Here is a 14,085-nt window from a genome sequence, read left to right as displayed (position 1 = left end):
TATACTTTCATAAGAAAAAATAAAGATGAAAAAAGATTTTTACGAAGTATTAGGGATTTCAAAAGGTGCTGATGCAGCAGCGATAAAGAAAGCTTACAGAAAAAAAGCTATTGAGTATCATCCTGACAAAAACCCTGGAGACAAATCGGCAGAAGAAAAGTTTAAAATAGCTGCTGAAGCTTATGAAATTTTAAGCGATCCGAATAAAAAAGCAAAATACGACCAAATGGGTCATAGTGCATTTGATGGTTCTGGAGGTTTTGGCGGAGGCGGCGGACATGCAGGAATGAACATGGACGATATCTTCAGTCAATTTGGTGATATTTTCGGTAGCGCCTTTGGTGGCGGTGGCGGATTTAGCAGCGGTGGCGGAGGTCAACGCAGAACTAAAGGAAGTAACTTACGAATCAAGGTGAAACTGACATTAGAAGAAATTGCTAATGGCGTTGAGAAAAAAGTAAAAGTAAAACGTAAAGTTCAAGCGCCAGGTGTGTCTTATAAAACATGTTCTACCTGTAATGGGCAAGGGCAAGTAATGCGCGTTACTAATACCATACTTGGAAGAATGCAATCAGCATCTACCTGTCCTACTTGTAATGGATCAGGTCAGATTTTAGATAAAAAACCGTCAGAAGCAGATTCTCAAGGGATGATTGTTGAAGACGAAACGGTTTCAATTAAAATTCCTGCGGGTGTAGTTGATGGGATGCAGTTAAAAGTTTCTAACAAAGGAAACGATGCGCCTGGAAACAGTATTCCTGGAGATTTAATTGTCGCTATCGAAGAATTAGAGCATGAATTTTTGAAACGTGAAGGAGAGAACTTGCACTACGATTTATACATTAGTTTTCCTGAAGCTATTCTTGGAGTTTCTAAAGATATCGAAGCCATTAACGGAAAAGTTAGAATTAAATTAGAAGAAGGAATTCAATCTGGTAAGATTCTTAGGCTTAAAGGAAAAGGTATTCCAAATATAAATGGCTACGCAAGTGGTGATTTATTAGTGCATGTAAATGTATGGACTCCGAAAACGATGAATAAAGAGCAAAAGTCATTTTTCGAAAATAATATCAATGACGAGCATTTTATTCCAAATCCTGAAAAATCAGATAAATCATTTTTCGAGAAAGTAAAAGATATGTTTTCTTAATTTTTATAAAGGTTAAAAATTAAAATAAGTTTCCCATCCTTGTGAAAATAAGGATGGGTTTTTTTTATGTAACAATTATATCAATTTCGTTACTAATTATTTACTTTTACACAAATTCAAATTTTAGCATGAGTACTCTACTTGAAGTCAATAAAGTCGTAAAGCAATATGGTGATTACGTGGCGCTTAACGAAGTTTCATTAACAGTTCCCAAAGGCAGTATTTATGGACTTTTAGGTCCAAATGGCGCCGGAAAAACATCCTTAATCCGAATAATAAACCAAATTACCTTACCTGATAGTGGTGAAATTATCCTTGATGGTGAAAAACTGCAGCCAAAACACGTACAATACATCGGTTATCTTCCTGAAGAAAGAGGTTTATACACCAGTATGAAAGTGGGCGAGCAATGCTTGTATCTCGCTCAAATGAAGGGCCTGTCAAAAGCAGAAGCTAAAAAGCAATTGGAATATTGGTTTGATAGATTAGGAATTCAAGGTTGGTGGAATAAAAAAATTCAAGAACTTTCTAAAGGAATGGCTCAGAAAATCCAGTTTGTCGTTTGTGTCTTGCATAAACCTAAATTGCTGATTTTTGACGAACCTTTTTCTGGTTTTGACCCTGTAAATGCTAATGTAATCAAAGACGAAATTCTGGCGCTCCGAGAGGATGGCGCTACAATTATATTTTCTACACATCGTATGGAAAGTGTAGAAGAATTGTGTGATCATATTGCTTTGATCCACAAATCAAATAAACTTATTGAAGGAAAGTTAGACGATGTCAAAAGACAATTTAAAAGCAATAGCTTCGAAGTAGGAATTGTATCCGATAACGTTGAAAAGTTGATGTATGATATCACTCAAAAATTTACGGTATCTCCAGCAAATTTTAAATCGCTTGGAAAAGAGTTAAAACTCGAAATCCAACTTGGGAATGCCCTGCCAAATGAATTGTTACAGGTATTGACGCAAAGAGGACAAGTGACTCATTTTGTGGAAAAAATCCCAAGTGTAAATGATATTTTTATTCAAACGGTAAGCGAAAAGTAAATAATTTTTAATGCAATGTTTTTAGATTACTGAAACCTAAAAGCATAAATCACAAATTGAAATGAGTATTATTTCATTAATCATAAAAAGAGAATTTGTTGCCAAAGTGCGTAATAAATCTTTTATAGTTATGACCTTTTTAAGTCCGCTGCTATTTGTAGCTATCGCCGCATTTGTAGGGTATTTAAGTTCGATGAAAGCGGAGACTAAACGAATTGCGATTCACGACGAATCAGGATTATTTGTGCAAGAATTTATAGCGCAAAACAATTCGAAAAGTGAATTTAAATACCTGGATTTATCATTAATTGATTCGAAATTCCTCAAGGATAGTATCACAAATGAAAGTTATGAGGGTTTATTGTTAATTCCAAAATCGAATAATGTTGCTGATTTTGAAAGTAAAATACAATTCATATCGAATAGTAGTCCTAGTATTTCTTTTATCGAAAAGGTGCAGGATATTGTCGCTAACAAAATTACCAAAACGAATCTAGTCGAAGCAAACTTAGATACTTTGGCGATTAGAAATGCTCAGTCAAAGGTTAATATAAGCTTGGCGAAAGCCTCAGGAGAGGAAAGTGTAAAAGGACTTAATGAAATAAAAATTGCCATCGGTGGTGGTTTTGGTTACTTAATTATGATGTTTATTATCATTTATGGTAATATGGTGATGCGTAGTGTGATCGAAGAAAAGACAAATCGTATTATCGAAATTATTATTTCATCGGTAAAGCCGTTTCAATTAATGATTGGTAAAATTATCGGAACCTCATTGGCTGGAATTCTTCAGTTTTTTATATGGGCTATAATAGGACTTTCGCTAATGTTTGCCGCTTCAATATTTTTTGGAGTAAATGTGGGGCCAACAGCAAGAGTTTCTCCTGAATTGATGGAACATGCACAACATGAATTGTCTGGGACTGTACAAATGTATATCAAAGAATTGTGGAACTTGCCAATCGCAAGCATGCTCATCGGTTTTGTAGTATATTTCATTGGAGGGTACTTTCTATACAGTTCTTTTTATGCCGCGATCGGTGCTGCTGTAGACAATCAAACGGATTCGCAACAATTTCTTCTGCCTATCATAATGCCTTTAATGCTGAGTGTTTATGTAGGGTTTTTTAGTGTAATGAATGATCCGCACGGTACTTTGGCCGTTGTATTTTCGATGATTCCGCTCACATCGCCTATAGTTATGTTGATGCGAATTCCGTTTGGCGTACCTTTGTGGCAAATTGCCATTTCCGTAACCTTGTTATTTGCGACATTCTTCTCAGTAGTTTGGTTTGCAGCAAAAATATATCGTGTAGGAATCTTGATGTACGGAAAGAAACCTACCTGGAAAGAATTATACAAATGGCTTAAATATTAAAGTTTATTTGGTTGCTCGTAGCTTCGGTTATTCGAAACTTCAAAAACCAAATGCTAATAATTAAAAGATAAATGAGTAAAATATTAATTATAGAAGACGAAGCAGCTATTAGAAGAGTACTTTCAAAAATACTTTCTGAGGAGAGCGATACCTATCAGGTGGAAGATGCAGAAGATGGTATCGTAGGTTTTGAAAAAATAAAAAATAACGATTACGATCTTGTTTTGTGCGATATAAAAATGCCGAAAATGGATGGTGTTGAATTGCTAGAAGCTGTCAAAAAAATAAAACCAGAAATTCCAATCGTTATGATCTCGGGTCACGGCGATATGGAAACGGCAATTAATACAATGCGATTAGGTGCGTTTGATTATATATCAAAACCACCTGATTTAAACCGATTGTTGAATACAGTTAGAAACGCATTGGACAGAAAACAGCTGGTGGTTGAGAATAAGATTTTAAAGAAAAAAGTCAGTAAAAACTACGAGATGATTGGCGAAAGTGAAGCAATTAATCATATCAAGATCATGATAGATAAAGTAGCCGAAACTGAAGCTCGAGTTTTGATAACGGGACCAAATGGTACAGGTAAAGAATTAGTAGCGCATCAATTACATGAAAAAAGTGAGCGTGCTAACTTTCCTTTAATCGAAGTGAATTGTGCAGCGATTCCATCTGAATTAATAGAGAGTGAGTTGTTTGGACACGTAAAAGGAGCGTTTACATCTGCAGTGAAAGATCGCGCAGGTAAATTTGAAGCTGCCGACAAAGGAACTATTTTCTTGGATGAAATTGGTGATATGAGTCTTTCGGCTCAAGCCAAAGTATTACGTGCATTACAAGAAAGTGTAATTACAAGAGTAGGAGCAGATAAAGATATTAAGGTTGACGTTCGCGTAATGGCAGCTACCAATAAAGACTTGAAAGTCGAAATTGCCGAAGGTCGTTTCCGTGAGGATTTATACCATAGACTGGCAGTGATTTTGATCAAAGTTCCTTCATTGAACGACAGACGCGAAGATATTCCGATGTTAATTTGTCATTTTGCTTCCAAAATTGCTTCAGAACAAGGAAACGCTGTGAAGAAATTTTCTGGAGATGCTGTGAAGTTACTGCAGGCATACGATTGGACAGGAAATATTCGAGAATTGCGCAATGTAGTGGAGCGCTTGATTATCCTTGGCGGAAGCGAGATTTCTGAAAATGATGTCAAGCTGTTTGCTAGTAAATAAATAATAATTCTATTGAATAATATTCGATAAATAAATAAAATTCTTTGTGGTTTTTAGAGTCACTTTTGAGAATCTTTGTGAAATAAATAAGAAATGAAATTAAAGAAAATAAACGAAAAGTTACGTGAAGGATTAGTTGATAACGGTTTAACCGAAGCCAACACTTTACAAAAAGAAACTTTTTCTACTTTAAAAAGTGGTGCAGACTGTATTATTATTGCGCCAAAAGGAAGCGGTAAATCGACTACAATTGTTATCAATGTGATCCAGCAACTGGTTTGTGAGGGAGAACAATCACCTCGTGCTTTGATTATTGTAGAAGATAAAGCCAAGGTATTAGAAATGGAGGCTATCTTCGAGAAATTCGAAAGATATACTGATTTGGTCGTTTATGGAGTTCACGATAGAGGTGATATGGAATATGATAAAAACTATATCTCTGGTGGAGTTGATGTATTGATAGGAACACCAATTAAGTTGAACGAAATGTTTACGACGGCTGGTTTTAATGTAAATAGATTGAAAATGTTTATTATTGATGACACTGATCCTATTTTGAAATTGCGCCATGAAACTAAACTGATGCGCATGTCAAATAGCATCAATAAAACGCAACGCATTATATTCGCCGAACGACTTACAGAGCGAATAGAAAGTCTTGCTGACAAAATGATGGTAGAGCCTTATTTATTCGAAATAGAAGAAGGCGAAGAAGAGGACGAGGAAGAAGAGACTACAAAATAATTTAAAATAAAGTAAGATGGGATTAATGAAAGTGTTTTCAGGAAGCGAAATATTAGCAATGGCTTTAAAAGAAAAGATTGAAGCTGCAGGTGTTGATACAGTGATGAAAGATAATATTCAATCGGCTAGATTAGCGGGTTTTGGAAGTTCGGGTTCTGCTGTTGAGATTTTTATACAGGAAACTGATTTTGCAAAAGCAAATCCAATTATCGAAGAATTTAGGTTAAGTATTTAATAAAGAATAACTATTTTATAGATTTAAACCCTGGATGTCTTTTTTGATATCAGGGTTTTCTTTTTTAATGGTTGTATAAAAATAAAAAAAGAGAATGAAATATAAGATGCTGGTTTTAGACATGGACGATACCTTGTTGACTGACGACCATAAAATTTCGGATGAAAATAAGGAAATGATTGCTATAGCTCAGGAAAAAGGAGTTTATGTTATTTTAGCGTCTGGAAGACCAACTCCTGCAATGGCGGCTTATGCCAAGGAATTGAAAATGGATAATTCCTATATGATTTCTTATAATGGAGCTGTAATTACGGATTTAAAAGAAGACAAAGTAATTTTCGAACAATCCTTGACTCAGGAAGAAATACATAAATTATATGACTACAGTATAAAAAGCAAAACCCATATCATTACTTATCTAGATGGTAAAGTGTTGAGTGAAACGAATTCAGAATACATCGATATTGAGTTGCACATTACAGGTTTGTCACACAATAAAGTTTTGGATTTCAAAGCTGCTGTTACTTCATCGGCTGTCAAGTGCATTTTGCTTGAAGAGCCAAGTTACCTGAAAGAAGTAGAGAAAGCCTTAAAACTAGCCATGCCTCATTTGAGCGTGAGTATGTCGAAGCCTTTTTTCTTGGAAGTGGCGCCAAATGGCATAGATAAAGCAGCAAGTATTAAAATATTGGCGGAGAAACTGGGTATTCGCCAAAGCGAAATCATCGCAGTAGGGAACGCTGGAAATGATTTGACGATGATAGAATATGCTGGATTGGGTGTTTGGGTCGATAACGTTACTCCTGAATTAAGAGACAGAGCTAATGTAATTGTCGCTTCAAATAATGATCATGGAGTTGCTGAGGTTGTGCGAAGATTTATTTTGAATTAAGGTTTTTCCTCTACTCCAAATATCAGAGGTTTTTAAATTATAGAAAAGCTTTCTGGAAATGATATGAAATGGAATCTGGATTGGCTTTTGCACTATATAATGACCTTTACGCATATGAAGGATGGATTGAATTTTATATTGATTCAACGGCTTCCATTAATGAAATCTCCTTAATAGAAAATCTCCGATAATTCATGTGAATTATCGGAGATTTTAGTTTGTTCCTTTTATTTCTTTTTAGGATCGTAAGTTACGGTATTAATATCAACAGTCATTTCAGCTAGACGCTTGGCTACATTTTCTGGCATCTCTTTTTGAAAGCGACCACCTAAAATGCTAGCTAAGAATCTTTCGATTTCTGCATACATAGCCATGTTATTTACTGGTTTTGCAAATCCATGACCTTCATCATCGGCTAAAATGTAAGATACTTGCTTGCCTTTGTCTCGCAACGCAACCACAATTTGTTCTGCTTCGGCTTTTTTAACTCTAGGGTCGTTTGCTCCCTGAATAATCAGCAATGGTTTTACAATTTTGTCTGCGCTGAAAAGTGGGCTAGCATCATGAATTAATTTTTTACCAGCTTCAGTGTTTGGGTCGCCAACCATTCCATATAAAAACGCTCTTCCGGCTTCCCAATAAGCGGGTATTGACTCTAATAATGTAAATATATTACTTGGCCCCACAATATCGACGCCACATGTATATAATTCTGGAGTAAAAGCTAAGCCAGCCAAAGTAGCATAACCGCCATAACTTCCACCCATAATGGCCACCTTGTCTTTGTTTGTAATACCGTTTGAAATTAAATATTTAGTTCCCCAAGTGACATCGTCTTGCATAAGTTTCCCCCATTCTAGGTCTCCTGCGTTTAAGAATTTTTTTCCATAACCGCCGCTTGCTCTAAAATTGGGTTGTAAAACGGCATATCCTCTATTTGCCAAAAACTGAGCGATAGAATTATATCCCCAATTATCTCTTGGGCCTTTTGGTCCACCGTGAACTAGAATTACTGTTGGTAAATTTTCACTATCTTTTCCTACTGGCAGTGTTAAATATCCTGTAATTTCTAGGCCGTCGCTACTTTTATAAGAAATAGGTTTCATAGGAGCTAAATACGCTTCCACTTTCTTTAAATCGGGTCTTGGAACATATTGCAGTAACAATTCTCTGGTTTCTGAATTAAAAAAATAGACTTCAGCAGCATATTTATCACCAGAGACGGATACTAAAAATTTCTTTTCATCAGTAGTTTGACTTTGAAAACCAATCTCTCTTCCAGGAAATTTTGATTGTAAAAACTTATAACTTGCTTCCCGTTTTTTATTTTTCCAGACGTATTCTGTCTTGTCATCAGTATAAGATGTAGAAATTAATTCTCTAGTTACGTCGCTAACAGTGAGATTTCCAAAATCTACTCTGTTCTTTGGATCGCTCTCTATTTTTTTTAGTTTTTGAGTGCTCAAATCCATTAAAAAGAGGGTCGAAAGGTCTAAGTCTCCTTTGTTAGTTACAAAGTAGGCTTGTTTATTATCTGGAGTCCAGCTGGCAATGTAAGCTTGCTCTGTTACTGAAGTTTCATAAATGGGAGTCAGTTTAGCTCCTTCTTTTTTAAAGAATGTGGTAGTTCCCTTTTGGTCAGTTTTAGAGAGCACTCTCAGGTTCTCATCCCAGTCAAAGTCATAACCGGTAACTCTGTCTTTATTCTCATATATTTTGGTAAGTTCAGCTGTCGAAATTTTAAGTTGATACAAATCATGCCAAGCTTTGTCTCTATCATTTAGTGACACTATTATTATATCTGGATTTTTCTTGCTGACTAAATTTATTTGAGCTGTAATTTCTTTTAAAGGAGTAATATTTCTAGAGGTAGGAACGGAATTATTTTCTACTGTCTCCATTGGGTCAACTGCAAAAATATTTATATTTTCGTCGCCGTTTTCATCTTTTACATATAAAATGTATTTTCCGTCGTATGACCAAAAATAGCCACGCATCGGGCGTTTACTATCGGTAAGAGGGCGTGCTTTACTAAAAGGTTCGTCAAATTTTTTGACCCAAATATTCATTATTCCTTCGTATGCTTTCATAAATGAAATCCATTTTCCATCTGGGCTTAATTGTCCGCCAGCAATTTCGGGATTACCAAAAAATAATTCTCTATCTAAAATTGGAGTTGTAGGATTTGTTGCAGTTTGCCCAATTGTAGTACTAACTGAAATTAGGAATACAAATAGCCATAAGGATTGTTTTTTCATAGTTCAAATTTTAAAATGGTTAGTTATTACTATTTAAGAAACAGATAGAATATTATTGTCTTGTTTCTATTGAGTACTTTGTAATCTTGCAAACTACAATTGCACATATGTAAATGTAGTAAATTATGTAAATACTTGATTATTAATATTTAATATAACCTAAAATAGTTTTTACTGCTCAGTTTTCAATCAAATTTGTTAGAAATAGTAATGATTTCCTAATTTCTATGTGGGAAGGTTTTGGCCATTTATATTAGAATAATGACTTAGTATTTTTTCGAAATAGTTGCTTTGAAGTTATAATGAGGATTTACACTTTAAATAACTTGGTTTTCGTCATAGCGATATTAAGTATTTGAGCTCGATCGAAATGGAATGGCTATCAAACTATAATCGGAATTTGGCGCGATCACATTACAGCAGATTTAAGAGATAAATGGATTGTTATTGTCGCTTTAAATAATGATTATGGAGTTGTAGATAGTGAGGGAATTTATTTTGAATTAGAGGTTTTATTTCTTTTTCTTAGGTGGTTTGCAAGTTTTACAAAAGTCAGGATAGTTCTGAATTTGTTTGGAGACTTCGGTGCGGAGGGCGGTAAGTTTTGCTGTTTCAAGACCCAAATTAGTGCTTTTTGCAGCCGTGGCATGCTCTTCGGTATATTGTTTTTGTATTTGGTCGTATATAGCTTTTAAAAAGCTAACATCAGAAAAAGTTCCTTTTTGCTCGTAGATTTCTTTGCGCAGTTTACGAGCATAGAGTTCAGATAAATCAAATTCATAGCGAGCAAAATCCAATAGTTTGTTCGCCGTAATGGCATCTGGAGCAATTAAAGAGGCTGCGTCTCTTTGAAACGAGCAATTTACCTTGGAGTTAAAGTTTTTGGTAAACATAAACTCTACATTGTTCATCATAAATGCGAAATCTAGACTTGAAGCGGTGTGGATACTAGTGATACTAACTTCACTTCCAATTTACGTAGCATTTGACTGAAAATCAGATATCTGCAATTCGTAGGTACCGTCCCATTCAATAGCATTCTGTGCATTTGAGGTTACTGCTTGGAAAAATATAAAAAATACAATAGCTTTTTTCATTTGTATGTTACGATTTAGGGCTGCTCTTTTTTACTTTTTTCAAACTCAATAAATTCAAAGGATTAATCCCTAATCCACTGACTTCTTTTCTGGTGAATCGGGCAACTTTGTCATAAAACAAAGGGATTATAGGTGCTTGATCAATGATAATTTTGTCCATTTTTTGATACAAAATATAACGCTTTTCGTCATCAGTTTCCTTGAATGCTTGTTCGTATAAACGATCAAATTCTGTATTTTTAAAATGGGTATAATTGGGCCCGTTTGGAGAGAAATTTTTACTGTAAAAAAGCGATAAATAATTCTCGGCATCAGGATAATCAGCAATCCAGCTTGCTCTGAAAAAAGAAACTTTTCCGGTTGAAATAGCTTGACGCAACGTAGAAGGCGGACTGATATCTACCTGAACATCTAATCCTATTTTTTGCCATTCTCTTTGCAAAAATTCTCCAATATCTACATAAGATGCATTTGTGCTTAATTGAATTACTGGTTTCTTATCGCCTGTAGCTTTCTTGTACTCATTAACTAACTTTTTAGCTTTTTCGATATCGTAGGTATATCCTTTAGCATTATTAAAACTCGGTAATCCTGCCGGGATAATTCCGTTAATGGCTGGAGTTCCCATATTATTTCGCAAATAAGTAATCATTTTTTGACGGTCGAAACCGTAATTCATTGCTTGACGAATGCGTAAGTCTAATACTGCTTTGTCGTCGCCATCCATTCTAAATCCAAGGTATTCCGTATTAAGATATGGCCCAGTAATCAGGTTGATTTCATTTTTATATTTGGGTTGCAATTCTCCTTTTTGAGTCAAAATATCATCTTTATAAGAAGGATCCAGCCCTGAAGTAAAATCTAATTTCCCTTGTATGAATTGTAGAAAGCCACTTTGTTTGTCTGGTAAAAAAGTAATAGCAACAGCTTCGAGATAAGGCAACGCATTACCATCTTCGTCTTTTTCATAGAATAAAGGATTTTTGCGCAACACTAGTTTTACGTTTTCTTCCCATAATTTCATTTGGAAAGGGCCAGTTCCTATTGGGTGTGAACGAAAATCACTTCCATAATGGGAAACCACTTCCTTTGGTACAACCGATGCATATTTCATGGTCATTAAACCGAGAAAAGCAGGAAAAGGTTTGATCAATTTGATTTCAAAAATGCTGTCATTTTGTGCTTTGAAACTTTCTACGTTTTGTAAAACCCAACCACCAGGAGAAGCGACTTTTTCGTCTAATAATCTGTTTAAGCTGTATTCAAAATCAGAGGCGGTTACGGTTCTGGTGCTGTCTTTACCAAATAAGATGTGTTTTTGGAAATAAATGTCTTTTCGCAACGTAAAAGTATAGGTTTTTGCATCGGGCGAAATAGTCCAGGTTTTGGCAATATCGGGCTGAATATTTAAGCTGTCATCTAGTTGTAGTAAACCGTTAAAAATGTGGTTGCAAGCCCAGATATTCGATTGTACTTTTGAGAAAGCAGGGTCAAGAGAAGTGATATTAGAACTTTCATTGTATCGAAAAACAAGATGATCTTTATTTTCTGCACTGTCTTTTCCACAGCAAACAAATGTTAATACAATACAAAGCGTTGATATATAGTGAATTATTGATTTCATTTTAAAGAATATTGTACGTAAATTTGCAAACTCTTTTTACAAAGATGTAAATATAATAAGTTACTACTAAAAACGTAGTTTATCCCTATGGAAAACAGAAAAAAAGTTGCCTTTTATACGCTTGGTTGCAAACTGAATTTTTCAGAAACTTCGACTATTGCGAGAAGCTTTGAAGACGAAGGTTTCGATCGTGTAGATTTTGAAGAAGTCGCTGATATGTATGTAATCAATACATGCTCCGTTACTGAAAACGCCGACAAGCAGTTCAAGCAAGTGGTTAAGAAAGCAATGAAACTTAATGATAAAGCTTTTGTGGCCGCTGTGGGTTGTTATGCACAGTTGAAACCAGAAGAATTAGCTGCCGTTGATGGAGTTGATTTAGTTCTGGGCGCTACAGAAAAATTTAAAATTACCGACTATATCAATGATTTGTCCAAAAACGATTTTGGAGAAGTACATTCTTGTGAGATCGCTGATGCTGATTTCTATGTAGGAAGTTATTCGATAGGTGACAGAACACGCGCTTTCTTGAAAGTGCAGGATGGTTGTGATTACAAATGTACTTATTGTACGATTCCGCTTGCTAGAGGAATTTCTAGAAGTGATGAATTAAACAATGTTTTGAAAAATGCATACGAGATTTCGCAGCAAAACATCAAGGAAATTGTCCTTACAGGTGTGAATATTGGAGATTACGGAAAAGGGGAATTTGGAAACAAAAAGCACGAACATACCTTCTTAGAATTAGTTCAGGAATTAGACAAAGTGAAAGGGATTGAGCGTTTGCGAATTTCGTCTATCGAACCTAATTTATTGAAAAATGAAACTATTGAATTTGTTTCGAAAAGTAGAACTTTTGTACCGCATTTTCATATACCGTTGCAGTCTGGAAGTAATGATATTTTGAAATTGATGAAACGTCGGTACCAGCGTGAAATATATACTGAGAGAGTAAATAAAATTAGAGAAGTAATGCCTCATGCCTGTATTGGTGTGGACGTTATCGTTGGATTCCCTGGTGAAACGGATGAACATTTCTTAGAAACATATCGTTACTTGAATGAAATGGATATTTCTTATTTGCATGTTTTCAAGTATTCTGAACGGGATAATACAGAAGCTGCAGATATGGATGGTGTGGTACCTGAGAATGTCCGTGTGAAAAGAAGTAAAATGATGCGCGGATTATCGGTAAAAAAACGTCGCGCTTTTTATGAAAGTCAGTTGGGAAGTACTAGAACAGTTCTTTTCGAAAGTGAAAATAAAGAAGGATATATTCATGGTTTTACGGAGAACTACGTGAAAGTAAAAACACCATGGAATCCAGAATTGGTAAATACTTTGCATGAAATTAACTTGACTACAATTGATACTGATGGAAGTGTGCGAATGGAATTTGTAGCGGTTAAAGTTTAAGAATAGCAAGATAATTTAAATTATTAAACTATTAAGAGATTGAGAAAATTAAGTTAAAACTTAATGAACTTAATCTCTTAATGGTTTTTTTTTAGTGATGATTTCTCATCAGTCTTTCGACAAGTATTATGGATTTGTTGACCAGATCCCTGATTCTTTAATAAATACGCGTCGGTTTAATTTTAACTGAGCTATTATTAATTCAGCTACATCTTCTGCTTGCATTACATTTTCAGGATTACCGTCAGTTAATTTTAAGTCTTTGGCCATATCAGTAGCTACGGTACTTGGCGTTAAAGCGGTTACACGAATGTTGTGTTTTCTAACTTCTTGCATCAGGGATTCTGTTAGTCCCAGTACGGCAAATTTAGAAGCACTGTATGCGCTAGTCGATGCATTTCCCTTTAATCCTGCAGTCGAAGAAATGTTAATGATATCTCCAGTTTGTCTTTCGATCATATTAGGCAATACTGCACGAGTAGTATAATAAGTTCCCATTAAGTTCACTTGAATGATACGCTCCCAAGCTGTAGGCTCCATTTCTAAAATTTTTCCAAAAGCTGCAATTCCGGCATTATTGATTAATATGTCAATCGTTTTAAATTTATCTAACGCTGCTGCTACTGCTGTATTTACTGAAGAAATATCAGAAACATCAGCGGTAAGCGTCAATGATTTTACTCCAAGATTATTAACTTCTTTAGCTACCTCGTCTAAATCAGATTGCGTACGAGCAACTAAAATTACATTTACACCTTCTTTAGCCAATGCAATTGCGATTGCTTTTCCTATTCCTTTTCCAGCACCTGTAATTAGCGCATTTTTATTTTTTAAGTCAGTCATTGTGTTCAATTTTTATTTAGTATCAGCAAAGTTAAGGCATTGTATTTTTTTATTGGCAGAACATAAAGTAAATAAAAGTTAATTTCCGCTGGCTTCTAATATTGGAATTAAATAAACATTTCAAATAATTATGTAACACTTTGGCCTAACAAATTGATGAT

13 protein-coding genes are annotated in these 14,085 nt (G+C 35.0%); 8 read left to right on the top strand and 5 right to left on the bottom strand.

Annotated features, from left to right (window positions below):
* The first annotated feature begins 25 nt into the window (after positions 1–25).
* The 7 genes from dnaJ (at position 26) to E0F98_RS00335 (ending at position 6,686) form a co-directional block, all read left to right on the top strand.
* Positions 26–1,150: a molecular chaperone DnaJ gene (dnaJ, locus tag E0F98_RS00365; protein WP_132108114.1), complete on the top strand. Its 1,125-nt coding sequence runs from the start codon at positions 26–28 to the stop codon at positions 1,148–1,150.
* A gap of 128 nt (positions 1,151–1,278) precedes the next feature.
* A complete protein-coding gene (locus tag E0F98_RS00360) occupies positions 1,279–2,202 on the top strand; it encodes an ABC transporter ATP-binding protein (protein ID WP_132108112.1) in 924 nt (307 codons plus the stop codon).
* 61 nt (positions 2,203–2,263) lie between these two features.
* Positions 2,264–3,580, top strand: coding sequence for an ABC transporter permease (locus tag E0F98_RS00355; protein ID WP_132108110.1), 1,317 nt, complete (start codon positions 2,264–2,266; stop codon positions 3,578–3,580).
* 71 nt (positions 3,581–3,651) lie between these two features.
* On the top strand, positions 3,652–4,815 hold the full coding sequence (locus E0F98_RS00350) for a sigma-54-dependent transcriptional regulator (protein WP_132108108.1): 1,164 nt from the start codon (positions 3,652–3,654) through the stop codon (positions 4,813–4,815).
* A gap of 93 nt (positions 4,816–4,908) precedes the next feature.
* Positions 4,909–5,559: a DEAD/DEAH box helicase gene (locus tag E0F98_RS00345; protein WP_132108106.1), complete on the top strand. Its 651-nt coding sequence runs from the start codon at positions 4,909–4,911 to the stop codon at positions 5,557–5,559.
* A gap of 16 nt (positions 5,560–5,575) precedes the next feature.
* Complete coding sequence (locus tag E0F98_RS00340; RefSeq protein ID WP_132108104.1) at positions 5,576–5,794, top strand: putative signal transducing protein; 219 nt, start codon at positions 5,576–5,578, stop codon at positions 5,792–5,794.
* Positions 5,795–5,888: 94 nt separating this feature from the next.
* Positions 5,889–6,686, top strand: coding sequence for a Cof-type HAD-IIB family hydrolase (locus E0F98_RS00335; RefSeq protein WP_132108102.1), 798 nt, complete (start codon positions 5,889–5,891; stop codon positions 6,684–6,686).
* 227 nt (positions 6,687–6,913) lie between these two features.
* Here the strand turns inward: E0F98_RS00335 and E0F98_RS00330 are convergent, their stop codons facing one another.
* The 4 genes from E0F98_RS00330 to E0F98_RS00320 form a co-directional block, all read right to left on the bottom strand.
* Entirely contained in the window at positions 6,914–8,944 is a 2,031-nt protein-coding gene (locus E0F98_RS00330) for a S9 family peptidase (protein WP_132108100.1), read from the bottom strand.
* Between the two features lie 512 nt (positions 8,945–9,456).
* On the bottom strand, positions 9,457–9,858 hold the full coding sequence (locus E0F98_RS00325; protein WP_132108098.1) for a hypothetical protein: 402 nt from the start codon (positions 9,856–9,858) through the stop codon (positions 9,457–9,459).
* Between the two features lie 60 nt (positions 9,859–9,918).
* Positions 9,919–10,041 (bottom strand): hypothetical protein, encoded by a 123-nt coding sequence (locus E0F98_RS16235; RefSeq protein ID WP_262708983.1) that lies wholly within the window; start codon positions 10,039–10,041, stop codon positions 9,919–9,921.
* Positions 10,042–10,048: 7 nt separating this feature from the next.
* Positions 10,049–11,665 carry an ABC transporter substrate-binding protein gene (locus E0F98_RS00320; protein WP_132108096.1) on the bottom strand — a complete coding sequence of 539 codons (1,617 nt, stop codon included), beginning with the start codon at positions 11,663–11,665 and terminating at the stop codon, positions 10,049–10,051.
* Positions 11,666–11,752: 87 nt separating this feature from the next.
* Here E0F98_RS00320 and mtaB point away from each other — a divergent pair, with 87 nt between their 5' ends.
* The gene (gene mtaB, locus E0F98_RS00315) at positions 11,753–13,081 is read left to right on the top strand and encodes a tRNA (N(6)-L-threonylcarbamoyladenosine(37)-C(2))-methylthiotransferase MtaB (protein WP_132108094.1); all 1,329 of its coding nucleotides are present in this window, start codon (positions 11,753–11,755) and stop codon (positions 13,079–13,081) included.
* Between the two features lie 126 nt (positions 13,082–13,207).
* Here mtaB and E0F98_RS00310 read toward each other — a convergent pair whose 3' ends face one another.
* Complete coding sequence (locus E0F98_RS00310) at positions 13,208–13,924, bottom strand: 3-ketoacyl-ACP reductase (protein ID WP_132108091.1); 717 nt, start codon at positions 13,922–13,924, stop codon at positions 13,208–13,210.
* Positions 13,925–14,085 lie beyond the last annotated feature (161 nt).

The sequence above is a fragment of the Flavobacterium hiemivividum genome (genome assembly GCF_004349145.1).
GTDB classification, from domain to species: Bacteria; Bacteroidota; Bacteroidia; order Flavobacteriales; family Flavobacteriaceae; genus Flavobacterium; species Flavobacterium hiemivividum.
Note: the sequence above shows the minus strand (reverse complement) of the source record. Positions and strands in the feature narration are given on the sequence as shown.

Excerpts from the sequence above, each read along its gene's own strand:
- mtaB (WP_132108094.1), top strand. The coding sequence starts at position 11,753 with ATGGAAAACAGAAAAAAAGTTGCCTTTTATACGCTTGGTTGCAAACTG.
- E0F98_RS00310 (WP_132108091.1), bottom strand. The coding sequence starts at position 13,924 with ATGACTGACTTAAAAAATAAAAATGCGCTAATTACAGGTGCTGGAAAA.
- E0F98_RS00355 (WP_132108110.1), top strand. The coding sequence starts at position 2,264 with ATGAGTATTATTTCATTAATCATAAAAAGAGAATTTGTTGCCAAAGTG.
- E0F98_RS00350 (WP_132108108.1), top strand. The coding sequence starts at position 3,652 with ATGAGTAAAATATTAATTATAGAAGACGAAGCAGCTATTAGAAGAGTA.
- dnaJ (WP_132108114.1), top strand. The coding sequence starts at position 26 with ATGAAAAAAGATTTTTACGAAGTATTAGGGATTTCAAAAGGTGCTGAT.
- E0F98_RS00325 (WP_132108098.1), bottom strand. The coding sequence starts at position 9,858 with ATGATGAACAATGTAGAGTTTATGTTTACCAAAAACTTTAACTCCAAG.
- E0F98_RS00340 (WP_132108104.1), top strand. The coding sequence starts at position 5,576 with ATGGGATTAATGAAAGTGTTTTCAGGAAGCGAAATATTAGCAATGGCT.
- E0F98_RS00335 (WP_132108102.1), top strand. The coding sequence starts at position 5,889 with ATGAAATATAAGATGCTGGTTTTAGACATGGACGATACCTTGTTGACT.
- E0F98_RS00345 (WP_132108106.1), top strand. The coding sequence starts at position 4,909 with ATGAAATTAAAGAAAATAAACGAAAAGTTACGTGAAGGATTAGTTGAT.
- E0F98_RS00330 (WP_132108100.1), bottom strand. The coding sequence starts at position 8,944 with ATGAAAAAACAATCCTTATGGCTATTTGTATTCCTAATTTCAGTTAGT.
- E0F98_RS00320 (WP_132108096.1), bottom strand. The coding sequence starts at position 11,665 with ATGAAATCAATAATTCACTATATATCAACGCTTTGTATTGTATTAACA.
- E0F98_RS16235 (WP_262708983.1), bottom strand. The coding sequence starts at position 10,041 with ATGAAAAAAGCTATTGTATTTTTTATATTTTTCCAAGCAGTAACCTCA.
- E0F98_RS00360 (WP_132108112.1), top strand. The coding sequence starts at position 1,279 with ATGAGTACTCTACTTGAAGTCAATAAAGTCGTAAAGCAATATGGTGAT.